The organism is Pelomicrobium sp. P1 (assembly GCF_052805615.1).
Window position 1 is genome coordinate 136,691 of sequence record NZ_JBRBEM010000008.1, and the last position, 22,200, is coordinate 158,890.

The following is a 22,200-nucleotide window of genomic DNA, read 5'->3' on the forward strand; positions in this document are numbered from 1 at the left end:
GGAGGCCAAACCGTGCCTTCGCTCATCAAGCATCCAAAAGATTTCTGGACCGGGGTCCTTTACGTGACCATCGGCCTCGCGGCCATCGTCATCGCGCGGGACTATCCCATGGGCACAGCGCTCAAGATGGGCCCCGCCTACTTCCCCACCGTTCTGGGAGGGCTGCTCACCCTCATCGGCCTCGCCGCCCTCATCCGTTCCCTGGTTCGGCACGGGGAAAAAATCGCCCCGTTGGCCTGGCGTAAAGTGGTCCTCGTGCTGGTCCCCACGTTGCTCTTCGGTGTGCTGGTGCGGGGCGCGGGCCTGGTTCCCGCCACCGCGGTACTGGTGCTGGCAAGCGCCTACGCCAGCGCCCACTTCCGCTGGTTCCCTTCCATCGCCCTGGCGGCGGGGTTGACCCTCTTCTGCGCCCTGGTGTTCGTGCAGGCACTGGGCCTCCCCCTGCCGCTCTTCGGTCCCTGGCTCGGCGGCTGACGGAGCGCCGCCATGGAACTCTTCTCCAGCCTTGGCATCGGCTTTGCCGCCGCCCTCTCGCCGGAAAACCTGCTCTACTGCTTCATCGGGGTGCTGCTCGGAACCGTGATCGGGGTGCTGCCGGGGTTGGGGCCGGTGGCCACAATCGCCATGCTGCTGCCCCTCACTTTTACACTGCCACCGGTGTCGGCCCTGATCATGCTGGCGGGCATCTATTACGGCGCCCAGTACGGCGGTTCCACCACCGCCATCCTGGTGAACCTTCCGGGAGAATCAGCCTCCGTGGTCACCGCCCTGGACGGCTACCAAATGGCGCGCCAGGGAAGAGCGGGCAAGGCCCTCGCCACCGCCGCCATCGGCTCCTTCGTCGCCGGGACGCTGGCCACCTTCGTCCTCGCCCTGTTCGGGCCGCCGCTGGCGGAGCTGGCGTTGAAATTCGGACCCGCGGAGTACTTCTCCCTCATGGTGCTGGGGCTGGTGGCCTCAGTGGTGCTGGCCCACGGCTCCCTGCTACATGCCATCGGCATGATCGTATTGGGGCTTCTGCTGGGTCTCATCGGCACCGACGTGAACTCTGGCTTGCAGCGCTACACCTTCGACCAGCCCTGGCTCGCCGACGGCATCGGTTTCGTAGTGGTGGCCATGGGCATGTTCGGTCTGGGCGAAATCATCCGAAACCTTGAGCACGAGGCGACCCGGGAAGTGACCATCAAGCACGTGACCGGTCTTATGCCGACCTTGGAGGACTTGAAGCGCATCGCCGCCCCGGTGCTGCGGGGCACGGCCCTGGGTTCCGCCTTGGGAATCCTGCCCGGTGGCGGGGCGATGCTCGCTTCTTTCGCCTCCTACTCCCTGGAAAAGAAGATCTCGAAAAATCCGGAGCAGTTCGGCAAGGGTGCCATCGAAGGGGTCGCCGGGCCCGAGTCGGCCAACAACGCCGGCGCCCAGACTTCGTTTATCCCCATGCTAACCCTGGGCATCCCGTCCAACCCGGTGATGGCGCTCATGATCGGGGCGATGATCATTCAGGGCATCCAGCCGGGCCCCTCGGTGGTAAACGAGCAACCGGTGCTGTTCTGGGGAATCATCGTCTCCATGTGGATCGGCAACCTCATGCTGGTCATCCTCAACCTTCCCTTGATCGGCTTGTGGGTGCGGTTGATCAGCGTGCCGTATCACCTGCTCTATCCCGCGATTCTGGTCTTTTGCGCCATCGGCGTGTTCAGCGTCAACAACAGCCAGTACGACGTGTACCTGATGGCGCTGTTCGCCCTGCTGGGCTACGTGTTCGCCAAGCTGGACTGTGAGCCCGCGCCGATGCTGCTCGGCTTTATTCTCGGCCCCATGATGGAGGAATACCTGCGGCGGGCCCTGCTCCTGTCCCGGGGCGATCCCACCGTCTTCGTCACTCGCCCCTTGAGCGCCGTGATGCTGGCCCTGGCAGTGGCAGCCATGTTCGTGGTGCTTTCGCCCACCCTGCGCAAGCGGCGAGAGGAGGCCTTCCATGAGGAAGAGTGACGCCCCACGGCCGGGTCTCACTCCGCCCGCCGGTACAGCCGCAGATAGGCCTCCCTGGACATGGGCGGCATGCGGGCCACCGCCAGCAGGTCCTCCAGGTGCGCCAAGGTGCTCACGCCCACCAGGCTGGTGCCGATGCCGGGGGTGGATCGGTTGAACTGCATGGCCCGCTGGGGGTGGTTGGGAAGCTCGCGCAAGGCGGCAAGCACGCCCTCGGCGCAACACTGCGCGAGTCGCCCCTTGCCTAGGGTGTGGCTCGCCAGCACGTACACGCGCAACTGGTGGGCCGCCTGCAGGGTGGAGGCGATGTTGCCCTGGCCGGTGGCATGGGAGAACCGGGTGAATGCCTCCGTCATCATCTGATTGAAAGGCACCTCGATCACGCGGAAGTGGTGCCGCGCCTGGGGATCCCCCGTGGCTGCGCGGGCGGCTTTCTCCGCCAATCCCAGCAGAGACGGTAGCGACTGGAACAGGGGATGATCGGTCTCCACTCGGAAGGCGTTGAAGGTGGAAACTCCGTAGCAGCGGATCAAGCCCTTTGCCACCGCCCGCTCCAGCGCGACGAAGGCCCGCTCCAGCTTGCGGTTCAGCTCGGCCTTGCCGATCGCGGGGAGGTGAACCTCGGGCTGGTCCACGAGGAAGGCGTCCAGGGTCGCCACGCCGAGCAGCTCCAGGGAGCGATCGAGCTGCCAGGCGATGTGCTCGGGGGCTAGGAGGTGTACGCCGCACAGATCGCGCCGATCTCCTAGGCCGCGGCCCGCGATGGCCGACTCGAACCAGGCGTCAAAATCCTCTGGCGGCCCGCCTTCGAAAGCGAGAAACCCACCTTTGGAGATCAGAAACACCTGTTCCCGAGTGACGCCCGCGGCGAACGCTCGGCGCAGGCCCTCACCCACCGCCCGCAGGGACCGACCGTAGCGGTAATGGGCTGCGGTGTCGATGACGTTGATACCCTCAAGCAGCGCCCGCTCCACGATGGCAGCGTAGCCCTCGTCCACCTCGTCCCTCGCCGCCCCGGGAAAAGTGCCCAGGCCCAGGGAGGAGAGCTTGAGGTGTAGATTGAGGAACTCGCTGTAGTGCCCAGCGCCGCAGCAGGCGCCGAACCGGAGGGCGTATTCTTCGGTGCCCCGGCGGGTGGCGTAACCGGGAACGGGCGTCTCCACCCCCATCGTCACCCGCGGAAAAAGGGATGGGCAGCGAGCCGCCGGGCGAGCTCGACCACTTCCGGGCGTATGGGTCCCTCGGTCGGCTCGTCCAGCCGGGACCAGTACAGGCGCGGGTCGCCGGGCGCATCTTCGTCCTGGTTGCATGCCGCGGCGCGCAGCCTTTCCGCTCCCTCGAGCGGGATCTCGTCGGGCAGCGTCCGCCCGGAGAGGAGGCCCCACAGCCCCGCCCAGGCCCGGGCTAGGAGCGCCGGGTGGTAGCCGCCTCCACCGGTGGCGAGGAGCCGGGGCGTGCCGTCTGGGTGTCGGGGGGCGGTGCGCAGCACCTCGCCGCAGATGTCCAGGAAGCATTGGGTGGAGACAGCCAGCTTCCCCAGGGGGTCGGCAGCCAGCAGGTCCGTGCCCGCCTGGAGCACGATGACCTCGGGAGCGAAGCGCTCCAGGACGGGCCCCCACACGGCGTCGAAGAGGAGCCGATACTCCCCGTCATGGGTGCGAGGGGGGAGCGGCACGTTGATAGTGGTATGACCCCCTAGGGCGGTGCCCACGTCCTCCAGCCGCCCGCCCCGGTGGGGATAGGCGTAGGCCGTGTCCATGTGCAGGGACAGGGTGAGCACGTCAGGATCGTCGGCGAAGGCCTCCTCCACCCCGTCGCCATGGTGGGCGTCCAGGTCCAAATACAGCACCCGCCATCCTTCCGCCTTAAGCCGCAAGATCGCCAACACCGGATCGTTGAAGTAGCAGAAGCCCCGGGCATGGTCGGGCCGAGCGTGGTGCATGCCTCCTGCGGGATTGAAGGCGACCCGTCCGGCGAGCACCGCCTCCGCCGCCTGGAGGCTCCCGCCGGCTGCGGCGGCCGCGATGGAGAAGAAACGCTCGAAGTAGGGGTTCTCCAGGGTGCCCAGACGATGGCGCGCCCGGTGGGCGCTCGTCACTCGCCCCAGGGCTTCGCTGCGCTTCAAGGCCGCCACGTAATCGGGGGTATGGAACCCGGTGAGCTCGACGTCGGCCGCCTTACGGGGCGCGAGAAGCTCCCCCTCGGCGAGAGCTCCGTAGGCCCGGATCAGGGCCACCGTGAGGGAGACCCGGGGGATGGCGAGGGGATGATTCTTTCCGTAGGCGCCCAGGCCCTGCCGGTCGGCGGCGATGAGGGTGGCGTGGCGGGGAATTGGATAGGGATCGAAGGCGCTCATTTCATCATCGCCTCAACCGCAGGTAGATCTCCGGAAGCCGCAACGGCAGCGAGTTGATGTGGTCCAGCACCAGGAAGTGCCCGTGGCCGAAGATCCTGGGCAGGTAGTCGCTGCCCGCCGGATCCACCGTGATGCAGAACGGGTGCACCCCCTGGTTCACCGCCTCCTTGACCGCCACCCGGGTGTCCTCGTGCAGGTAACGGATGTCGCCGCCGTCGTCGTAGTCCTCGGGGCGGCCATCGGAGAGGATCAGGAGCAGCCGTCGGGGCGTAGGGCTCGCGGCGAAACGGGCGATGGCGTGGCGGATGGCCGCCCCCATGCGGGTGGCGAGGCGTCCCGAAAGCCCGCCCACCACCGCCCGCACCTCGGTGGTGAAAGGCTCGTCGAAGTCCTTGATAGTGTAGTAGCTCACGTTGTCCCGATACTTGGAGGAAAAGCCGGCGATGGCGTAGGGATCGCCCACCTCCTCCATCGCCTGGGCGAAGAGCAGGATGCCGGCCCGGATGCGGTCCACGAGGCGCCCCTGCTCCCCCGGGAGCTGCTGCATGACGGAGGTGGACAGATCGGCCAGCAACGTCACCGAGATGTCCCGCTCCTGCCGCTGCCGCTGCCGGTAGACCCGGGGCAAGGGAAGGCGGCCGGCGTGCTTTTCCGTGATGAAAGTCACGGCGGCGTCCACGTCCACCTCCTCCCCTTCCCACTGGCGCCGGCGGGGGGCGAGCCGGGTGGGCTTCTGGGCTTGGATCGCTCGCTTCAAGCGGGCGGCCGCTTCCCCATAGGCGGCGATCAGCCGCTCGGCCTCTGCCAGGTTGGTCTCGGAAAGGCGCCGCTCCTGGACCCAGGCCCATCGGGTCTTATAGCGCCCCTCCCGGTAATCCCACTCCGGGTAAGGCACGCCCCGCTCCTGGGCCCGGTGAGGCCCGGCGCCGGCGGAAGCGTCCTGGGCCCGCCGGCCTAGGTCGCGACCCAGCCCCGCCGCGGCCTGTCCCGTCGCCGCCTCTACGGGGGCCACCTGGGCGCCGGCCGCGACCTCCTCGGACTGCTCCCGTCCCTTCCCCACGGCCCCTTCCCGGGCGGGCGCGTCCCTTTCCCCTTCCCCTTGGGCCGCCCGGGATCGGTCCTCCGTTTCCTGGGGGTAAACCCCCCGCCCTCCGTGGGGGGAACGCCCGGGAAGATACGCCTGCTGGAAATCCTCCATCGTCGGGAGCGGGGGAAAGGTGCTGCCCGCGAGCAGCTTCTTCGCCGCCTGGAACGCGTCCACCAGGGTGGCCCCTTCCCCGGTCAAGGGGCGAAGGTACTCATCCCACTGGAGCTCGGCCTGCCGCTCGGGGCCGACCGTGGTCTCATCCAGGACGAGGCGCAAGGTGTCCAGGGCCGCCCGGTAATAGGGCGCGGCCGGGCCTGCAGGCATGGGTCGCCGCTCCGCCAGTCGCATGAGTCGCCGCAGGTGGTTGGGAATGCGACGGCGCAGGCGAGCGTCCACCCGTAGGTCCTCGCACAGGTCGAAGAGGAGCCGGAAGCGGGGCGCATCCTCGCCGAAGGCGGCAAAGACCGGATCGAGGCTCGCCCGCTGCTGGAGCGAAAGGGGGCCGGGATCCACGCCGGCGGCGGCGAACAGGGCCTGCAATTGGGCCCGCTCGAAAGAGCCGCAGGCCACGTGGCCGGCGTTGTGCAGCAAGCCCACGACGGCCTCTTCCCGCTCGGGCAGGGCCACCGGCACGTACACGGCCCGCCCGTCGGTTTCCACGAAAGCGCGCCCCTGATCCGGCGACCAGGCGCTCTCCCGCACCGGCGGGGGCGTCTCGAACCAGGCGGCGAGCAGGCATTCCAGCAGCCGCTGATGCTCGGCGACCCGGTAGCCCGGCACCTGCTCCAGCAGGATCTGCAGGCTTTCCTCGGATTCCAGCCGGAAATAGGCCTCGCCCCGCAGCCGGCCCGCCTGCAGGATGTCCGCGCCCCGTTGGGCCCAGGGCAGCAGGGCTTGGGGCCCCAGGAGGTTTCGCACCTTGATGGCTCCGGGGAGATAAGCGGCCAGCATCAGGCGCCGGGTCTCGTAGAGCTCCTCCGCCGGCTGGGTGATGTGCTCCACCCCCGTGATCCCCTGGCGGCCCGCCAGGTCCGCCACCGGCGTGCGGAAATAGAGGGTGCCGCTTTCCAGGTGCCGGCGACACCAGAGGAAGCCGATCTCGGCCCAGCGCGCCTCCCCCGCGTGCCCCAGGGTGGCGAAGGCCTGGGGCAGGTTTTCCATGAAGCCCTCCACCGCCCGGGCCGGGGCCCGGAAGTCGAGAAACGCCAGGGCCTGGGAGGTCCAGGGGAGCACCAACTCCGACATGCGCTCGGCCTCTCCGCTCAGACGGATGAACGCCTTGCCCGCCTCCCGGTCGTGGAGGAAGAGCACCCGGCAAGCCGCGAGCCAGGCCGAGGCCGTCGCCTCGCCGTGGCGGCGGATCGCGGGCAAGGCGTCCACCGCGTCCCGATGGGCGACGAAGCTCACCTGGGCCAGCTCGTGCAGCAGACCGTCGATGTCGTCCGACATGGAAAACGACGCCTCATTGCGGCCGGTGCTTCCCCCGGCGGTGGAGTACGAGCCACGCCGCCACGCCCACGGCCGCCATGAGCCCGAATACCGCTGCTTCGAAACGCGCCAGATCCCGCACCAGGAGCTCCAGCGCCCGGCCGAAAAAGTAGCCGGCGCCCGCTATCAGGGCAGCCCAGAGGGCTGCGCCCGCCAGGTTGAGCGCCAAGAAGCGACGCGGCGGCACCGCGCTCATCCCCAGCGCCATCGGGCCGATCACCCGCATCCCGTACACGAAGCGCAACGCCGGGATGATGAGCGCGTGGAAGCGGAAGAGCAGCCGGCGCACCGCCTCGGTGCGCTCCCGCAGGGAGGGAAACCGCTCGAGCAGGGCGCTTCCGTGCCGCCGGCCCAGGTGAAAGTAAAGCTGGTCGCCGGCGAAGCCCCCGAGGAAGGCGACCGCTATGACCTCGGGAAGGGAGAGATAACCCCGCTGGGCGGCGAAGCCGGCCATCAGCAGGATGGTCTCGCCTTCGAGAAAGGTTCCGACGAAGACGGCCAGGTAGCCGTAGTCGCGGATGAACGATTCGAGCGTCAACGCTTGCGACCCGCGGCGGCCCTATTCGAAATGGGCCCGCACGATTTCCATCAGGGCCTCGGCCAGCTCCATGTCGTCGGTGACCGGATTGACCATAGCCACGCGGCACGCTTCCACCGGCGCCAGCCCCGCCGCCATCATGCTGGCGGCATAGACGAGGGCGCGGGTGGAGGTCGCTTCCTCCAGCCCGTGGTCCTTGAGCGCGCGCGCCCGCTGGCCCGCCGCCACCAGCTTGCGGGCGAGCTGGGGGTCTAGCTCCGGGACTTCGTTGCCGAGGATGCGCAGCTCCAAGGCCTCGTCCGGAAAATCGAACTGGATGCCGATGAAGCGCTGCTTGGTGGAAGGCTTCAGGTCCTTGAGTACCGTCTGGTAGCCCGGGTTATAGGAGATCACCAGCATGAAGTCCTCGTGGGCCTCGATCTCCTGCCCCTTCTTCTCCAGGGGCAGGCGCCGCCGGTGGTCGGTGAGGGGATGGATCACCACCGTGGTGTCGGTGCGCGCCTCCACGATCTCGTCCAAGTAGCAGATGGCCCCGGCCTTGACCGCCCGGGTGAGGGGCCCGTCCTGCCACACGGTCTCATCCCCCTCCAGCAGGAAGCGGCCCACCAGGTCAGCGCTGGTCAGGTCTTCGTGGCAGGCCACCGTCACCAGGGGCCGGTTCAGGCGCCACGCCATGTACTCCAGGAAGCGGGTCTTGCCGCAGCCGGTGGGTCCCTTCAGCATCACTGGCAAGCGCTTGCGCCAGGCCGCTTCGAACACCTGGATCTCGTTGCCCTGGGGCTCGTAGTAGGGAGGGGCGCCCCGTTCGGGCGCCTGGAGGATGTCGCGCTCCACGCCGCGCAGGCGGTTGACGAATTGTTTCATGGCTTCCGTCGGGCTTGACCGCCCTTGTCCTGGGAGCGAACCGCTCCTTCTCGCTATGCTGCTATGCGGCCCTCGCGAATGCAACGGGTCTTGATGAAGAGGTAGAGGTGGCGGGCGGTGCGCACCGCCATCTTCTCCGGCACAGCCGGCAGCGCGTCCTCCCGTCCGAGGGCCAGGCAGTTGCGGTAGTAGACCAGCTCCCGCAGGTTGTCCCGGATGGTGTTCCAGAAGGGTTCCCCCTTCACCAGGACTTTCCACACCTCCAGCAAGTCGGCCCCGTCGGGAGGCACGGGCTTGCACCCCTCGTCCCGGAGATAGGCCACGATGAGCCCCCTGACGAGGGCAATGCAGCGCTCCACGGTCTCCCCCACGGGAGGCAGGCGCCCTTCCCGGGCCTGGGCCTCCAGGACGGCCAGGGCCTCACCCGTTTCCTCGAACACCTGAATCAGGGAGCTAGGATCGGACATGGAACGCACGCTCGGCGGAAAATGGGATAGGATTAGCATTCTCTAATATGTTCATTTTACGCATCTTGCCTTGCCTTGGGAAATCCGTATGAAGCCCCTCGTGAAACTGGTGAAGCTCAACCGCCTTCCCTACAACCCCAACCGGGATCCCCAGGTCTACCGCCGCTGCCCCGGGCAGTCCTTCCATGTCCAGGCCCTGCTGGACGGCCGCGGCCGCGCCCGCTGCCGGCTGACGGACGAGGGCGGCGCCACCCTGGCCGAGGCCGAGGTGGCGCTCCCCGGCACCTTCACTCACGAGATCGTCTATTCCGAGCCCGGCGTGCACATCGTCACCTTGACCTGCGAGGGGGACGGCCAGCGCTTCAGCCAGGACCTGCGGCTGGACGTGCTGGAGCACGCCTGGGTGGGCTAGCCCGGATATTTCTCATCCGGCCCGCGCTATCCTCCCGAGTCCCTCGTGAAGTCCGGGCTGGCCACGCTCATCCCCTGACCCGGGACGATCATCGGCCCGCTTCTCATCCGCCGGCTCGCCCGTGATAGCCTCCCTTCTCCGGGCACCGGGCCCTCCTCTCGCCCTCGCTCTATGCGCGCGAAAAAGCTCTTGATCGGCGCTGGCGCGGCGCTCGCCCTCCTGCTGCTGGCGGCGGCAGTGGCGGTGCGCTCCATCGACCTGGACCGCTACGCGGCCCTCGCCACCGCGAAGGTGAAGGAAGCCACCGGGCGCGAGCTTTCCATCGAAGGCCGGCCCCAATTCAAGCTGTCCTTGTTCCCTACCCTGGTGGTGGAAGGCGTGCGCTTCCAGAACGCCCGCTGGGGGTCGCGCCCGGACCTGGCGCGGGTCAAACGCCTGGAGGTGCGCCTCGCGTTGCTGCCCCTCCTCACCGGGGACGTGGTGCTCCACCGCCTGGTGCTGATCGAACCCGACATCCTCCTGGAAACCAACGGCAAAGGGACGGGCAACTGGGTCCTGGACGTCAAGACGCCCGGGCCGCCGGCGGGAGAGGAGGCCAAAGTCCCGCCTGTGGAGATCCGGGAAGTGCGCATCGACCGGGGCACCCTCGCCTACCGGGACGGACGCACCCGGCGCACTCTCCGGCTGGCCCTGGAGGCGCTGGATTTCGAGTCCACGAGCGGCTACCAGCGGGTCCAGCTCTCGGCCCGGGGAACCTACAACGGGGTGCCGGTCGCCCTGCGGGGCGAGATCGGCAATCCCCTCGCCTTCGGCGAGCAAGGCGCCCTGGCGCCCCTGGAGTTGGCTCTCACCGTGGAGAGCGCCAGGCTCACCGCCTGGGGGACGGCGCCCCTCTCGTCCCAATTGGACGGCATGGACCTCAAGGTGCAGGCCGAGGTACCGGATCTCACCCCCATCGCCCGGATCGCCGGCACCGGGCTGCCACGGCTTCCACCCCTGCGCCTCGAAGGCCGCATCACGGGAAACGGAGGCCGGGTGGCGGTGGATCCTTTCCAGGCCGCCATCGGCAAGAGCACCCTGTCGGGGACGGCGCGGCTCGCCCTCACCGGCGAGCGGCGGGAGATTTCCGTGAAGCTCAGCTCTCCCCTCCTGGATCTCGCCGAGATCCATGGGGCGCGGCGCGCCATCGCCGCCAAGACCGACAGGGAACCCCGGGCGAGGGACGGGCGCGTATTTCCGGCCACGCCCTTTCCCGTGGCGGCCCTCCAGGCGCTCCATGGGGACGCGACCCTGGAGGTGGCCAGGCTCGCCCTGGGGGAAGGCAAGACGGTGGAAGGGCTCCAGGCAAGGGTGCGCTTCCAGAACGGGCGCATGGTCGCCGATCCGGTGAGCGTCCGCTTGGGGGCGTCAGATCTCCGGCTCCATCTCAACGCGGACGCCGCCTCTGGGAAAACCCTCGCGGTCAACGGCCGGCTAGAAGGCTCGGGCCTGGACATGGGTACCCTGCTGGCCCTGGCGGGAAATCCCGGCGCGGTCTCCGGCTCCAAGGCGGACGTGGCGATCAGCCTGCGGGGAAGCGGCGAGTCACTGCGCAGCCTGATGGCCGGCGCGCACGGGCAGGTGCGTGTGGTCCTGGGGCCGGGATGGGTCAAGACCCGGGCCCTGGACCTGGGGGCCGACATCACCGAGCTGTTCGACGCCCTGAACCCCGCGCGCCAGGGGGAACCCTACACCGAACTCAAGTGCGCCGTGGTGCGCTTTCCCATCCAGCAGGGCATCGCCCGCATCGACAACGGCATCGCCCTGGAGACCGACAAGGTCCACGTGATCGGCGGCGGCGCCATTAACCTGCGGGACGAGACCCTGGACCTGGGCTTCCGGCCCAAGGCCGTCACGGGACTTCGCATCGGCGCGGGGCAACTGGCAAGCCTGGTGCGCCTGGGGGGAACGCTGGCCGATCCGCGGGTGGAAGCCGACGCCCGGGGCGTTGCCACCGCAGCGGCCACGGTGGGCGCGGCCATCTTGACCGGCGGACTCTCCCTCATCGGGCAGGCTCTCCTCCTCGAATCGGTGCCTCCCAATCCGTGCCAGGTGGCCCTCACCGGCGGCGCATCCAAAGCGGACACCCAGGAAAAGCCCAAGGAGGGCTCGTCCACGGGCGGACCCACCGACTTTTTCAAGCGGCTCTTCGGCAACTGACCGGGGGTTCACCTCGGGCCCAGCACCACCGGCCGGTCCGGCAGCTCGTTGCGGGGACCGCCCTCGGCGGGAAAGTGCCGGCGCAGCAACTCGGAGACGCGGCGGATGCCGGCGATCACGCCTTCCTCGAAGCGGCCTTCACGGAACGCCGCTTCCATTTCGTGGCAGATGGCTTCCCAGGCCTCGGCGCCGGCCACCCGGTAGACCCCCCGGTCGGCGACGATCTCCACATCCTGGTCGGCGAGCAGAAGGTAGATCAGCACGCCGTTGTTTTCCTCCGTGTCCCACACCCGCAGCTCGGAAAAGACCTGGATCGCCCGCGCCCGGGCGCTTACCCCGGCGAGCAGCGCCCCCAGGGGCAAGGCCGCCTCCAGCGCGAAGCAGATCTCGCCCCGATGGGTCGCCTCCTCTTCCCGGATCGCCGCCTCGATGCGCTGGAACGCCGTCGGCGGAAAGCGCCTGCGCAGATGGAAGCCCCCGGTCGAGAGGTGCCGCAGGAGGCGTTTGAAGTCCATCACCATCGCCCCGAAGCGCCTCCGCCGCCGAAACCGCCCCCGCCGCCGCTGAAGCCGCCTCCCCACCCGCCGAATCCCCCGGTCGTCGGCCAGCCCCTCGTGCCCCGGGCCGCCCGCCGGGGAGCGCCGCCCGCCAGGGTCAAGGCGAAAGCCGCCAGCCCCACCAGGAGGGCGAGCACGGCGGAGGCGAGGAGGAACCACGCGAGCAGGCCGAGGCCGGCGCCCACCGCCAGCGCCGCCGGCAGCCGGCCGAGCAAGGCCCGCAGCACCGCGCCGCCGAAGGTGACGAGAAAGAAGCCGGCGACAAACAGAAACTCCAGCGCCGCGGCCGAGGGAGCGCGACGGGGTTTCCCTTCCCGGGGCGGCGGCAGGGGCTCGCCTTCGATCACCCCGATCACGCGCTCCACTCCGGCGCTCAAGCCGCCGTAGAAATCCCCCTGGCGAAACCGCGGCACGATGACTTCGTCGATGATCCGCTTGGCGATGGCGTCGGGCAGTACGCCCTCCAGCCCATAGCCTACTTCGATGCGCAGCTCCCGGTCTTCCTTCGCCACCAACACCAGGACGCCGTCATCGATCCCTTCGCGCCCCAGCTTCCATCGCTCCGCCACCCGGATGGCGTACTGCTCGATGGTTTCCGGGCGCACGGTGGGAACCACAAGGACGGCGATCTGGCTGCCCTTCTTCTTCTCGAAGGCTTCCAGCCGCTGCTCCAGCGCCTGGCGCTCGCCGGCGGAGAGGGTGCCGGTGAGATCGGTCACCCGAGCCCGGAGCTCGGGAACCGGCGCTTGCGCCTGGACCGGGAGCGCCGCCAGCGCGGCGAGGAGGAACAGCGCGGCAGCGAGACCCGGCGCCCGCTTCATCGGGCGGCCGGCGCGGGCGTGCCGAAGTCCACCCGGGGCGGGGCCGCCAGGGCCCGCTCTTCTTCCACCGTGAAGGTGGGCTTGACCTGGTGGCCGAATAGCATGGCGGTGAGGTTGGTCGGGAACTGGCGCACCGTGGTGTTGTATTCCTGCACGGCGCGGATGTAGCGCTGGCGCGCTACCGCAATGCGGTTCTCGGTGCCCTCGAGCTGGGCCTGGAGATCGCGGAAGTTGGCGTCGGACTTGAGCTGGGGATAGTTTTCCACCACCACCAGCAGCCGGGCCAGGGCGGAGGAAAGCTCCCCCTGGGCCTCGAGGAAGCGGTTGAACGCCTCGGGGTCGTCGACCAGCGCCGGGCTCGCCTGGATCGCCGTGGCCCGCGCCCGGGCCTCCGTTACGCTTTGCAGGACTTCCCGCTCCTGGGCGGCGAAAGCCTTGACCGTTTCCACCAGGTTAGGGATCAGGTCGGCGCGGCGCTGATACTGGTTCAGGACCTCCGCCCAGGCAGCCTTGATCTGCTCGTCCTGGGCCTGGAGGGTGTTGTAGCCGCAGCCGCCGAGGGCCAGGGAACCGAACACGGCCACGATCGCGGCCAGGCGCTTGAGCATCGAGTCCTCCTCGCGTCGAAACAAGGCAAACGGTAAATGGGGCGGCCGGGGCGGCGCTTCAAGGGTCAAGGGAGCCCGCCTTTAACTTCTTCATCGTTTCCACCGCGAACAGCAGGTCTTCCCAAGCCTTGGCCTTGTCGGGGAGGTTGCGCAGCAGGTAGGCCGGATGATAGGTCACGATGAGGGGCGTTCCCCGATAGCGGTGCACCTTGCGGCGCAGGCTGGCGATGGAGGCGTCGGTCTTGAGCAGGCTCTGGGCCGCCACGCGCCCCAGGGCCACGATCAGCCGCGGGCGGATCAGCTCGATCTGCCGCTCCAGGTAGGGCTCGCAGCGCTCCATCTCCTCCGGCGCCGGCGTGCGGTTGCCCGGCGGTCGGCATTTCACCACGTTGGCGATGTAGACGTTCTCGCCCCGCTTGAGCCCGATGGCAGCCAGCATGCTGTCGAGAAGTTTTCCCGCCTGGCCCACGAAGGGCTCGCCCCGGGCGTCTTCCTCGGCGCCAGGGCCTTCACCCACGAACAGCCAGTCGGCGTTCTCGTCCCCCACGCCGAACACGGTCCGGGTGCGTCCCTGGGCCAACTTGCAGTCGGTGCACTGGGCCACGCAGGCCTTGAGGGCCGCCCAGTCCAGGCCCAGGATGCGGCTGCGCCGGTCGGCGCCTTGCGGGGAAACCGCCGGGGACACCACCTCCAGCGCCGCGGACGCCCCAGGCTGGCGCGGCGGGAGCGGGCTTGAATCCCGCTCGCGCCGCGCCGTCGCCTCCGCGACAGGAACCTGAACTGACAAAGAAGCAGCTTCCTCTCCGGACGGCCGTCCTTTGACTTCTGACTTCTGATGCCTGAGCCGCCAGCGCGGCCACAGGCCCAGCACCTTGAGCGCCGCCTCCCGCCGCCGCGTGCTCACAGGGGCCGCTCCATCAGGATGGCGTCCTCCCGCCCGCCCTCGGCCGGGTAGTAGTTGGGGCGCACCCCCACGATGCGGAATCCGGCGCGGCGGTATAGGTGGGACGCCGCGTCGTTGGACGGCCGCACTTCCAGCACCATGGTGCGGGCTCCCTGCTCCCGGGCGATGCGCATGAAATGGCCGAGGAGCTCCCGCCCGTGGCCGCGCCGCTGCCAGCTCGAGGCGATGCTCAAGTTGAGCAGGTGCGCCTCCTGCACCGCCACTATCATCACCCCGTAGCCCACCAGGGCGCCCGGCGCCTCGTACAGGTAGCAGTGGTAGCGGGCCCGGATCGAGTCGAGGAAGTTGCCCCGGGTCCAGGGAAAGGCGTAGATCTCCTGCTCGATGCGGACCACCCGCTCCACGTCCTCCGCGCGCATGGGGCGCAGCACGGGCTCATCCCTAACCACGGCGCTCATCGCTCCCCCTCCGGGAGGGCCACCTTGTCGCGCAGGTAAAGGGGCGCGGCCTCGGCCGGATCCCGCCCTTCTCCGGCGGCGAAGCGCAGCGCCGCCAGCATCGCCATCTCCCGGGCCCGGGGGTGGCGTCCTCGCAACACTTGGGCTAGGCGGGCGCCGTAACGCTTTCCCAGGGCCTGCGGATACACGTCGAAGCCGCTGCCGCAGCCCCACCAGCCCACGCCCGGCACCTCGGGCGCGTCCTCGGGCCGGCACAGCCGGGGGGCGCTCACCACCCGCCAGGCGCCCTTCTCCCGCCCGCGGGCGGCGTCCCGCTCGTAGGCGGCGTGATAAATCTCGCCGATGCGGGCGTCCAAGCAGGCGATCACCCGCGGCGCGGCGCACGCTTCCGCCAGAGCCTCCAGGGTGCTCACCCCGATCACCGGCAGCCCCGCCCCTAGGGCGAGTCCCTGGGCGAGACCGCAGGCGATGCGCAGCCCGGTGAAGGAGCCCGGCCCGGCGCCGTAGGCGATACCCGAAAGTCGAGAAAGCTCGAGCCCTGCTTGGGCGAGAAGCTCGTCCACCATGGGCAGCACCATTTCCGTGTGACGCTGGCCGGCGAAGCGCTCCAGATCCCGCACCTCGCCATCGAGCCAGAGGGCGACCGAGCAATGCTCGCTGGAAGTGTCGAGGGCGAGGATGTTCAAAGCGCGTGGGCGAGTCCGCAATGCACCGGGATTATAGCGGGGGAAGCCCCTCCGGCAGGGCGTTCAGCGCCCCTGTTGCAACGCCGCCCAGGTCGCCCGGTACGCCTGCAGGACCCGCTCGTCGAAACAGACGCAGATCACCCGTTCGGGCAAGGCATGGGACGCGAGAAAGCGGCTGATCTCGGTGAGGGCGATGCGAGCGGCCCGGTCCAGGGGAAAGCGGTAGGCGCCGGTGCTGATGGAGGGAAAGGCGATGGAGCGCACCCCATGCTGGGCGGCCAGCAGCAGGGCGTTGCGGTAGCAGCCGGCGAGCAGCTCGTCCTCTCCCCGGTCGCCCCCGTGCCATACCGGCCCCACGGCGTGGATCACGTACTTCGCCGGCAGCCGGTATCCCTGGGTGATCTTGGCCTGCCCGGTGGGACATCCCCCCAGGGCGCGGCATTCCTCCAGAAGCTCCGGTCCGGCGGCGCGATGGATGGCGCCGTCCACGCCCCCTCCGCCGAGCAGCGTGGTGTTGGCCGCGTTCACGATGGCGTCCACCGGCTGTTGGGTGATGTCGCCTTGGACGATTTCGATCCGTTGCTGCACCATGGTTCAAGCCTCGCTGCCCAGTGCCGAACCCCCCGTGGCATGCGCCGGACCAGGGACTCTGGCACGGGTCTCGCTAGATCTCCCGGGAGCCCCACGGACCTGGGACCCCCAAAAGCGCAGGTGTCGCGGATGCGTCATTGAATCGAACGATAAATCAATGACTTGAAAACTTGGCTGAAGCCCGGTTCGCGTAGGTCTAGAGGGCTCCCCACGGCACAAGGATAGCGGATATGTCAACTTTCTTGGCGAACGGGTTAGTGCTGGCAGGAGCGCTGATTCTCGCCACCTGCCTGCCGACGCTACAGCGCCTGATGGCCACCTCCCCCACCGCGGCGCTGCGGCACCGTTGGCACCTATTGGCTGGCATGGTGATCTCCTTCATAGCGGGCTATCTCGGCTACGCCTTGGTCTTCGGCATCGAAAACGCCCGGACCGCCGACCTCATTGCGCCCGGGGTGTTCTTTGGTGGCGCCTGCTTCGTCTGGCTGGTCACCCGGCTCATCTGGCAAATGAGCCAAGCCCTCGGGCGGGTCAACCTCCTAGAGAAGGAAAACATCACCGACCCCTTAACCCAAGTCCACAACCGCCGTTACCTGGACCACCGCCTGGGCGTGGAAATCGCAAAGGCGCGCCGCTACCATACTCCCCTCTCGATCCTGTTGCTGGACATCGACCACTTCAAGGCTCTCAACGACCGCTACGGCCATCCGGCCGGCGATCAGGTACTGGACCAGTTAGCGCGCGAGATTTCCTGCGCCGCGCGAGCGGCGGACGTGGTCGGACGCTATGGCGGGGAAGAATTCCTGATCATCGCGCCCGATACGCCCCTCTCGGACGTCGTGACCCTCGCCGAACGGCTGCGCAGCGTCATCGCCGCCCGCTGCTTCACCGTCGTGGACATGGAGGGTGCGCTTCAGGAGATCCGCGTCACGGCAAGCATCGGCGCAGCCGCCCTGGACAAGGGGATGAACGAAGCACAAGAGCTCATCCGCGCCGCAGATCAGCAGCTCTATCAGGCTAAAGGGCAGGGGCGCAATCGCGTCTTCCCGCCTCTCGCCCAGGCCGGCGCGATCACGGCATCCGAGAAGAACTTACGCGAACGCTACGTGCTGCCCTGAGGATACCTCTTGGCCCATCGCCTCCAGCAGCAAGTCCGGGTCGTTGGCGGCGAGCCGCCGGGGGTCGGACAGCCGCCGGCGCCAGGCGCGGGCGTAGGGCTCGCCGTGGTACAACCCCAGCATGTGCCGCACGATGGCGCGCAAGGGCGTGCCCCGTTCGACTTCCTCCACGCAATAGGCGTGCATGGCCCGCACCACCTCCTCCCGGGTCTTGGGAGGGCGCGGGTCGCCATAGAGCCGGCAATCGGCCTCGGCCAGGAGGTAGGGGTCGTGGTAGGCGGCGCGCCCCAGCATGACGCCGTCCACGTGCCGGAGATGGGCCTCGATCTCCTCCCATGAGCCCACGCCCCCGTTAAGCACGATGGTGAGCTCGGGAAATTCCCCCTTCAGCCGGTAGACGTAGTCGTACTTGAGGGGCGGAACCTCCCGGTTCTCCTTGGGGCTCAGGCCCTTGAGGATCGCGTTGCGGGCGTGGACGACGAAGACGCGGCAGCCCGCTTGAGCGAGGGTTTCCACGAAGCGGCGCACGAAGTCGTAGGCCTCGATGGCGTCGATGCCCAAGCGGTGCTTGACCGTCACCGGCACGCCCACCGCGTCCTGCATGGCTTTCACGCAGTCGGCCACCCGCGCCGGCTCCGCCATGAGGCAGGCGCCGAAGGCGCCCCGCTGCACCCGCCCCGAGGGACAGCCGCAGTTGAGGTTGATTTCGTCGTAGCCCCACCGCTCCCCCAGCCGGGCGCAGCGGGCGAGCTCCTGCGGATCGGAGCCGCCCAACTGCAGCGCCACCGGATGCTCCAGCCCATGCAACGCCAGGTGCCGCGCCGCGTCCCCGTGGAGGAGGGCGCCGGTCGCCACCATCTCGGTGTACACGGGGGCGCGCCGGGTGAGCTGGCGGAAGAAATACCGGCAATGCCGGTCCGACCAGTCCATCATCGGAGCGGTGCTCAAGGCGCGCATCACGGCGGTCTCGCGGGAGACGGAGAGCGGTTATTATCCCACGGACCCATGGCCGGCCCCGTGTCGGTCATGAAATCCATCCAGGCTCGCCCGCGAACCAATCCATGGAGGACTCCTCGATGCGCAGTTCCGATAGCCATTTCCTGGCCCACGCGGGCCGTCATATCGTCGCCGGAATTCTGGTGCTGGCGCCCCTGTGGGTCACGTGGCTGGTGTTCGACTTCCTGCTCGGCGTCCTCTCCCGGGCCGGGCGCCCCTGGGTGCAGGGGCTCGCCGCCTTCGTCGCCCGCTATTCGCCGGCGGTGGCCGAGCAATTGTTCGCCCCGTGGTTCGAGTCGGCCGTGGCCATCCTCTTCACCCTGGTGGCCCTCTACGCCCTGGGGTGGGCGGCGAGCCGGGTGGTCGGGCGGCGCATCCTCGCCTGGCTCGAGGCCCTCATGGGCCGCATCCCCCTGGTGAAAGCCGTCTACAGCGCCACCAAGAACTTCCTCCAGGTCATCCAGCAGAAACCGGCGGGTGCGGAGCGGGTCGTGATGATCGATTTTCCCCACCCGCCCCTGAAAGCGTTGGGGCTCGTCACCCGCACCCTCAAGGACACCGCCACCGGACAGGACCTGGCGGTAGTGTACGTGCCCACCGCCCCGAACCCCACCTCGGGTTATGTGGAGATCGTCCCCGTGGACCGGCTCACCCCCACGGACTGGACCCTCGAGGACGCCATGCGCTTTACCTTGACCGGCGGCACGAGCGCCCCCGATCGCATCCCCTTTTCCAGGCCCTGAGGCGGGGATGGGCGGGATTGTGGTAAATTCAAAAAAATGTGAAGCGGCGAAAGCAGCCCGCCCGCGGGTTGTTTCGTCAGACGAACGGGTTTGCACCTCCGGGGCGGCGCGTTCCGGGCTGCTGGGAAGGTTTCCCCAGGCCCAGGCGGCCGTCCCGGCTCGATAACATGGGAGGAAAATGTGCTGAGACTCGATCGTTTACGCCTGCAGCCCGACGAGCGGTTCGCCTTCTTCCAGGGTTTCCTCAAGAACCCCGCCCGGGTCGGTTCCGTCATCCCCAGCTCCCGGTTCCTGGAGCGGCGGGTGGTGGAGCTGGCCGATGTGGGCCGAGCCAGGGCGGTGGTGGAGCTGGGCCCGGGCACGGGGGGCACGACCCGGGCGTTGTTGCGCGCCATGGCCCCCGACGCCCGCTTGCTGGGCATCGAGCTGGATCAGGATTTCGTGCGCATTCTTTCTGCGATGCGCGACCCGCGGCTGGTCGTCCACCACGGGGACGCCCGGGGCTTGGAACGTCACTTGCGGGCCCACGGGTTTCCGGCACCGGAAGTGGTGGTCTCCGGCATCCCCTTCTCCACCATCCCTCGGCGCATCGGCCGGGAAATCCTCCAGGCGGTGTTCCACGCCTTGGCCCCGGGCGGCCGCTTTGTCGCCTACCAGGTGCGGGATCGGGTCGGGGAGCTGGGGCGGGAGTTGTTCGGTCGGCCCCAGGTGCAGGTGGAGCTGCTGAACGTGCCCCCCATGCGGGTGTACCGGTGGGTCAAGCCAGCCCTGCCCCTCATGCAGCAGGCCGGCTGAAGGGGGCGCTGGTCCGAGGTTCGCGCCGAATCCCGCTCCCGGAGTGCCCTGGCTACGGGGACCCGTGGGGAGCGGGCAGCAAACTTTCATTTTAGCCTTGCCCGCCAGCCCGGCGAGAGCTATCCCCGGGAAGGCCATCTCGCTAGACTGGCATGGCAGCCCCCATGCCGAAAAGAGGTCGTTATGCCCAATACCTGGATCCTGGTGGCGAATTCCAGCAAAGCCCAGCTCTACTTAAACGCCGGACCGAAAAAAGGCTTGAAGAAACTCAAAGAGTTCGATCACGCGGCAAGCCGAGAAAAAGCCTCCCGGCTGGTGACCGACCGCCCCGGACACAACAAAAGCCACGGCAACGGACACGGCGCCTACGTGCCCCAGACCGACCCCAAGCAACACGAAGCCCAGCATTTCGCCCTCGAGCTCTCCCGCTTCCTGGACCTGGGCCGCAGCCGCAACGAGTACCAGCGGCTGATCCTGGTGGCGCCCCCCGCCTTCTTGGGGCTCCTGAAAGGGCAACTCGATCCCCACGTGCTCGACCGGGTGACCGATAGCTTCGAGAAGGATTACACCAAGGTGCCCGAACGGGAGCTTTCGAGCCACCTGGAGCAGTGCATTTATCTCTAGTCCGGCAGAAGGGTTCATCCGCCGAGGGGCCAGCGGCCGATGGTTTCGTAGTGGGTGCTCCCGTTACCCCGCATCGTGCGTACGAGGACGAATTCATCGGCACGCCACAGGAGCGGCTCCTCGAGGGTTAAGCTTTCCCGGCAACGGGCTTTGCGCGCCAGGGTCACGTGGGGCACGTACGGCCGGCGGTCGAAGGCGTAGCCCGCGGCGCTGAGCCGCTCTTCCAGCCCTGCCACCAGCCCGGCCAGGGCCTCGGGCACCGTACTCGCCCCCGCCCAGGCGATGAGGTGGTGGCGCCAGTAGCCCAACCGGTCTAGGGTGAGCTCGACCCGGGGGGCGCTGACCGAAGCGGCCAGGGCGCGTAGGGGCTCCAGCCGCTCCCGCTCCACGTCGCCGAGAAAGACCAGGGTCAGGTGCAATTTCCCGGCCTGAACGCCCCTGCCGCCGCAGGCGAGGACCACCTGGTCCACCAGCCGCGCCAGCCGGCGCTGGAGTCCCTCGTCCGGCCACAGGGCGAAGAACACCCGATCCCGGAGGATCGGTTCAGGGGGACCGCTCACGGCTCCGGCGCGATCAAGACCACCGCCTCGGCGGCGATGCCCTCTCCCCGCCCGGTGAAACCCAGCCCCTCGGTGGTCTTGGCCTTCACATTGACCCAATCCGCCGGGATCCCCAGGTCGTGGGCGATGTTGGCCACCATCTGCGCCGTATAGGGCGCCATCCTAGGGGCCTGGGCGATGACGGTGGCATCCACGTTGACCACCCGGAAGCCCGCGGCAGCGAGCCGCCGGGCCACGTCCCGCAACAACACCCGGCTGTCGGCGCCCCGGTAGGCCGGATCGCTGTCCGGATAGAGCCGCCCGATGTCCCCCAGGCCCGCGGCCCCGAGGAGGGCGTCAGCCACCGCGTGGAGCAGCACGTCGGCGTCGGAATGGCCGTCCAGGCCCCGTTCGAAGGGGATGGTCACGCCGCCGACGATGAGGGGACGGCCGGCCACCAGGGGATGCACGTCGAAACCGTGTCCGATCCTCATGGGGTTTTCCCTTCGTTCATGATCCGCTCCGCCAGCAGCAGGTCTTGGGGAAAGGTGACTTTCAGGTTGGCCGCATCCCCCGGCACCAGGCGCGGTCTCAGGCCCAGCATTTCCACCGCCCGGGACTCGTCGGTCACTTCCGATGCCGCGCTCACCGCGAGGGCCCGGGAAAGAATGCCGTAGCGGAACATCTGGGGTGTTTGGGCCTGCCATAACCCTTCCCGGGGCTCGGTGGCGAGCACCCGCCCCTGGGGATCGGCCCGCTTGAGGGTATCGGACACCGGGATGGCCAGCAGTCCCCCCACCTCATCCTCCTCGAGTTCCCGCGCAAGCCGTTCCACCCACATCGGCTTCAGGCAGGGGCGCGCCGCGTCGTGGACCAGCACCCAGTCCGTCTCCTCCAGCTCGTTTCGGAGCGCCTGGAGCCCTCGGGCCACCGTCTCGGCGCGGGTCGCGCCGCCGCAGCGCAGGACCCGGAGCCGCTCTCCGAACCCACTCCAGTCGAAGCCGTCCCAGAAGGCGTCGTCGGGCGCCAGCAGCACGTGGATCGCGGCGAGGAAGCTCACTTCGCTGAGGGCCCGCAGGGCATGGCGGACCAGGGGCTCGCCCGCGACGGGGAGATACTGCTTGGGTATTGACCGCCCCATGCGCAGGCCTGAGCCGGCGGCGGGCACCAAGGCCAAGAACTTCGGCATCGCCCCATTCTACCGGAACCGCCTCCAACGGCAGCGGGCCGCCTCCATCCGCCGCCCCCCACCGTTCAACCCATCGACTAAGATGGAAGGGAGGGAACCAGAGAAGCCCCTTGCGTCCAAACATCCCCGTCCAGATCCGTCTTCCTCAGCTGGGCAGAGAAGCCGCCG

24 protein-coding genes and 1 pseudogene are annotated in these 22,200 nt (G+C 68.7%); 8 read left to right on the forward strand and 17 right to left on the reverse strand.

The features are described 5' to 3' along the window. Positions 1-12: 12 nt before the first annotated feature. Together ACUVYZ_RS09705 and ACUVYZ_RS09710 are read left to right on the forward strand one after the other, a co-directional pair. Complete coding sequence (locus tag ACUVYZ_RS09705) at positions 13-474, forward strand: tripartite tricarboxylate transporter TctB family protein (RefSeq protein WP_439934081.1); 462 nt, start codon at positions 13-15, stop codon at positions 472-474. 12 nt (positions 475-486) lie between these two features. Beyond that, the gene (locus tag ACUVYZ_RS09710; protein WP_439934082.1) at positions 487-1,992 is read left to right on the forward strand and encodes a tripartite tricarboxylate transporter permease; all 1,506 of its coding nucleotides are present in this window, start codon (positions 487-489) and stop codon (positions 1,990-1,992) included. Positions 1,993-2,009: 17 nt separating this feature from the next. On the opposite strand, the gene ACUVYZ_RS09715 is transcribed toward ACUVYZ_RS09710, so the two are convergent. The 6 genes from ACUVYZ_RS09715 to ACUVYZ_RS09740 are packed head-to-tail and all read right to left on the reverse strand — an operon-like array spanning position 2,010 to position 8,792. Continuing rightward, the gene (locus ACUVYZ_RS09715) at positions 2,010-3,155 is read right to left on the reverse strand and encodes an aldo/keto reductase (protein ID WP_439934083.1); all 1,146 of its coding nucleotides are present in this window, start codon (positions 3,153-3,155) and stop codon (positions 2,010-2,012) included. An 8-nt stretch (positions 3,156-3,163) separates the two neighbouring features. Beyond that, positions 3,164-4,348: an acetoin utilization protein AcuC gene (locus tag ACUVYZ_RS09720; RefSeq protein ID WP_439934084.1), complete on the reverse strand. Its 1,185-nt coding sequence runs from the start codon at positions 4,346-4,348 to the stop codon at positions 3,164-3,166. A 4-nt stretch (positions 4,349-4,352) separates the two neighbouring features. Further along, complete coding sequence (locus ACUVYZ_RS09725; RefSeq protein ID WP_439934085.1) at positions 4,353-6,884, reverse strand: nitric oxide reductase activation protein NorD; 2,532 nt, start codon at positions 6,882-6,884, stop codon at positions 4,353-4,355. Positions 6,885-6,897: 13 nt separating this feature from the next. Next, positions 6,898-7,461, reverse strand: coding sequence for a DedA family protein (locus ACUVYZ_RS09730; RefSeq protein ID WP_439934086.1), 564 nt, complete (start codon positions 7,459-7,461; stop codon positions 6,898-6,900). A 21-nt stretch (positions 7,462-7,482) separates the two neighbouring features. Beyond that, complete coding sequence (locus ACUVYZ_RS09735; protein ID WP_439934087.1) at positions 7,483-8,325, reverse strand: CbbQ/NirQ/NorQ/GpvN family protein; 843 nt, start codon at positions 8,323-8,325, stop codon at positions 7,483-7,485. A 53-nt stretch (positions 8,326-8,378) separates the two neighbouring features. After that, the gene (locus ACUVYZ_RS09740) at positions 8,379-8,792 is read right to left on the reverse strand and encodes a hypothetical protein (RefSeq protein WP_439934088.1); all 414 of its coding nucleotides are present in this window, start codon (positions 8,790-8,792) and stop codon (positions 8,379-8,381) included. Positions 8,793-8,880: 88 nt separating this feature from the next. Between ACUVYZ_RS09740 and ACUVYZ_RS09745 the strand changes: the two genes are divergently transcribed. Both ACUVYZ_RS09745 and ACUVYZ_RS09750 read left to right on the forward strand, forming a co-directional pair. Then, positions 8,881-9,204, forward strand: a complete 324-nt coding sequence (locus ACUVYZ_RS09745) for a hypothetical protein (RefSeq protein WP_439934089.1) — start codon at positions 8,881-8,883, stop codon at positions 9,202-9,204. A gap of 189 nt (positions 9,205-9,393) precedes the next feature. Then, positions 9,394-11,403, forward strand: a complete 2,010-nt coding sequence (locus ACUVYZ_RS09750; protein WP_439934090.1) for an AsmA family protein — start codon at positions 9,394-9,396, stop codon at positions 11,401-11,403. 8 nt (positions 11,404-11,411) lie between these two features. Here ACUVYZ_RS09750 and ACUVYZ_RS09755 read toward each other — a convergent pair whose 3' ends face one another. The 7 genes and pseudogenes from ACUVYZ_RS09755 to ACUVYZ_RS09785 form a co-directional block, all read right to left on the reverse strand. After that, on the reverse strand, positions 11,412-11,918 hold the full coding sequence (locus ACUVYZ_RS09755; protein ID WP_439934091.1) for a TPM domain-containing protein: 507 nt from the start codon (positions 11,916-11,918) through the stop codon (positions 11,412-11,414). Beyond that, positions 11,918-12,781 (reverse strand): TPM domain-containing protein, encoded by an 864-nt coding sequence (locus ACUVYZ_RS09760; RefSeq protein ID WP_439934092.1) that lies wholly within the window; start codon positions 12,779-12,781, stop codon positions 11,918-11,920. The genes ACUVYZ_RS09755 and ACUVYZ_RS09760 overlap by 1 nt, the downstream gene beginning before the upstream one ends. After that, a complete protein-coding gene (locus tag ACUVYZ_RS09765; RefSeq protein WP_439934093.1) occupies positions 12,778-13,389 on the reverse strand; it encodes a LemA family protein in 612 nt (203 codons plus the stop codon). The genes ACUVYZ_RS09760 and ACUVYZ_RS09765 overlap by 4 nt, the downstream gene beginning before the upstream one ends. A gap of 58 nt (positions 13,390-13,447) precedes the next feature. Beyond that, a pseudogene (locus ACUVYZ_RS09770) lies at positions 13,448-14,080 on the reverse strand (uracil-DNA glycosylase); the annotation flags it as partial. Positions 14,081-14,289: 209 nt separating this feature from the next. Next, a complete protein-coding gene (gene rimI, locus ACUVYZ_RS09775) occupies positions 14,290-14,751 on the reverse strand; it encodes a ribosomal protein S18-alanine N-acetyltransferase (RefSeq protein ID WP_439934094.1) in 462 nt (153 codons plus the stop codon). After that, a complete protein-coding gene (gene tsaB / locus ACUVYZ_RS09780) occupies positions 14,748-15,437 on the reverse strand; it encodes a tRNA (adenosine(37)-N6)-threonylcarbamoyltransferase complex dimerization subunit type 1 TsaB (protein WP_439934095.1) in 690 nt (229 codons plus the stop codon). The genes rimI and tsaB overlap by 4 nt, the downstream gene beginning before the upstream one ends. Before the next feature lie 63 nt (positions 15,438-15,500). Next, the gene (locus tag ACUVYZ_RS09785; protein WP_439934096.1) at positions 15,501-16,028 is read right to left on the reverse strand and encodes an O-acetyl-ADP-ribose deacetylase; all 528 of its coding nucleotides are present in this window, start codon (positions 16,026-16,028) and stop codon (positions 15,501-15,503) included. Between the two features lie 230 nt (positions 16,029-16,258). On the opposite strand from ACUVYZ_RS09785, the gene ACUVYZ_RS09790 reads away from it, so the two are divergent. Then, complete coding sequence (locus ACUVYZ_RS09790; protein ID WP_439934097.1) at positions 16,259-17,146, forward strand: GGDEF domain-containing protein; 888 nt, start codon at positions 16,259-16,261, stop codon at positions 17,144-17,146. Here ACUVYZ_RS09790 and dusA read toward each other — a convergent pair. After that, positions 17,120-18,103 carry a tRNA dihydrouridine(20/20a) synthase DusA gene (gene dusA, locus ACUVYZ_RS09795; RefSeq protein ID WP_439934125.1) on the reverse strand — a complete coding sequence of 328 codons (984 nt, stop codon included), beginning with the start codon at positions 18,101-18,103 and terminating at the stop codon, positions 17,120-17,122. The two genes, ACUVYZ_RS09790 and dusA, sit on opposite strands and share 27 nt — an antisense overlap. 119 nt (positions 18,104-18,222) lie before the next feature. On the opposite strand from dusA, the gene ACUVYZ_RS09800 reads away from it, so the two are divergent. From ACUVYZ_RS09800 to ACUVYZ_RS09810, 3 genes are all read left to right on the forward strand, one after another. Continuing rightward, the gene (locus ACUVYZ_RS09800) at positions 18,223-18,885 is read left to right on the forward strand and encodes a DUF502 domain-containing protein (protein ID WP_439934098.1); all 663 of its coding nucleotides are present in this window, start codon (positions 18,223-18,225) and stop codon (positions 18,883-18,885) included. Between the two features lie 180 nt (positions 18,886-19,065). Then, entirely contained in the window at positions 19,066-19,680 is a 615-nt protein-coding gene (locus ACUVYZ_RS09805; RefSeq protein WP_439934099.1) for a class I SAM-dependent methyltransferase, read from the forward strand. 183 nt (positions 19,681-19,863) lie between these two features. Continuing rightward, positions 19,864-20,304 (forward strand): host attachment protein, encoded by a 441-nt coding sequence (locus ACUVYZ_RS09810; RefSeq protein WP_439934100.1) that lies wholly within the window; start codon positions 19,864-19,866, stop codon positions 20,302-20,304. 14 nt (positions 20,305-20,318) lie between these two features. Here the strand turns inward: ACUVYZ_RS09810 and thpR are convergent, their stop codons facing one another. The 3 genes from thpR to ispD are packed head-to-tail and all read right to left on the reverse strand — an operon-like array spanning position 20,319 to position 22,032. After that, positions 20,319-20,864 carry an RNA 2',3'-cyclic phosphodiesterase gene (gene thpR, locus ACUVYZ_RS09815; RefSeq protein WP_439934101.1) on the reverse strand — a complete coding sequence of 182 codons (546 nt, stop codon included), beginning with the start codon at positions 20,862-20,864 and terminating at the stop codon, positions 20,319-20,321. Further along, positions 20,861-21,337, reverse strand: coding sequence for a 2-C-methyl-D-erythritol 2,4-cyclodiphosphate synthase (gene ispF / locus ACUVYZ_RS09820; RefSeq protein WP_439934102.1), 477 nt, complete (start codon positions 21,335-21,337; stop codon positions 20,861-20,863). The genes thpR and ispF overlap by 4 nt, the downstream gene beginning before the upstream one ends. Continuing rightward, entirely contained in the window at positions 21,334-22,032 is a 699-nt protein-coding gene (gene ispD, locus ACUVYZ_RS09825) for a 2-C-methyl-D-erythritol 4-phosphate cytidylyltransferase (RefSeq protein ID WP_439934103.1), read from the reverse strand. The genes ispF and ispD overlap by 4 nt, the downstream gene beginning before the upstream one ends. Positions 22,033-22,200: the final 168 nt, after the last annotated feature.

Bases quoted from the DNA above. Each gene is read 5' to 3' on its own strand.
- ACUVYZ_RS09710 (WP_439934082.1), top strand. From the start codon at position 487: ATGGAACTCTTCTCCAGCCTTGGCATCGGCTTTGCCGCCGCCCTCTCG.
- ACUVYZ_RS09720 (WP_439934084.1), bottom strand. From the start codon at position 4,348: ATGAGCGCCTTCGATCCCTATCCAATTCCCCGCCACGCCACCCTCATC.
- ACUVYZ_RS09725 (WP_439934085.1), bottom strand. From the start codon at position 6,884: ATGTCGGACGACATCGACGGTCTGCTGCACGAGCTGGCCCAGGTGAGC.
- ACUVYZ_RS09735 (WP_439934087.1), bottom strand. From the start codon at position 8,325: ATGAAACAATTCGTCAACCGCCTGCGCGGCGTGGAGCGCGACATCCTC.
- ACUVYZ_RS09740 (WP_439934088.1), bottom strand. From the start codon at position 8,792: ATGTCCGATCCTAGCTCCCTGATTCAGGTGTTCGAGGAAACGGGTGAG.
- ACUVYZ_RS09745 (WP_439934089.1), top strand. From the start codon at position 8,881: ATGAAGCCCCTCGTGAAACTGGTGAAGCTCAACCGCCTTCCCTACAAC.
- ACUVYZ_RS09755 (WP_439934091.1), bottom strand. From the start codon at position 11,918: ATGGACTTCAAACGCCTCCTGCGGCACCTCTCGACCGGGGGCTTCCAT.
- ACUVYZ_RS09760 (WP_439934092.1), bottom strand. From the start codon at position 12,781: ATGAAGCGGGCGCCGGGTCTCGCTGCCGCGCTGTTCCTCCTCGCCGCG.
- ACUVYZ_RS09765 (WP_439934093.1), bottom strand. From the start codon at position 13,389: ATGCTCAAGCGCCTGGCCGCGATCGTGGCCGTGTTCGGTTCCCTGGCC.
- rimI (WP_439934094.1), bottom strand. From the start codon at position 14,751: ATGAGCGCCGTGGTTAGGGATGAGCCCGTGCTGCGCCCCATGCGCGCG.
- ACUVYZ_RS09785 (WP_439934096.1), bottom strand. From the start codon at position 16,028: ATGGTGCAGCAACGGATCGAAATCGTCCAAGGCGACATCACCCAACAG.
- ACUVYZ_RS09790 (WP_439934097.1), top strand. From the start codon at position 16,259: ATGTCAACTTTCTTGGCGAACGGGTTAGTGCTGGCAGGAGCGCTGATT.
- dusA (WP_439934125.1), bottom strand. From the start codon at position 18,103: ATGCGCGCCTTGAGCACCGCTCCGATGATGGACTGGTCGGACCGGCAT.
- ACUVYZ_RS09800 (WP_439934098.1), top strand. From the start codon at position 18,223: ATGCGCAGTTCCGATAGCCATTTCCTGGCCCACGCGGGCCGTCATATC.
- ACUVYZ_RS09810 (WP_439934100.1), top strand. From the start codon at position 19,864: ATGCCCAATACCTGGATCCTGGTGGCGAATTCCAGCAAAGCCCAGCTC.
- ispF (WP_439934102.1), bottom strand. From the start codon at position 21,337: ATGAGGATCGGACACGGTTTCGACGTGCATCCCCTGGTGGCCGGCCGT.
- ispD (WP_439934103.1), bottom strand. From the start codon at position 22,032: ATGCCGAAGTTCTTGGCCTTGGTGCCCGCCGCCGGCTCAGGCCTGCGC.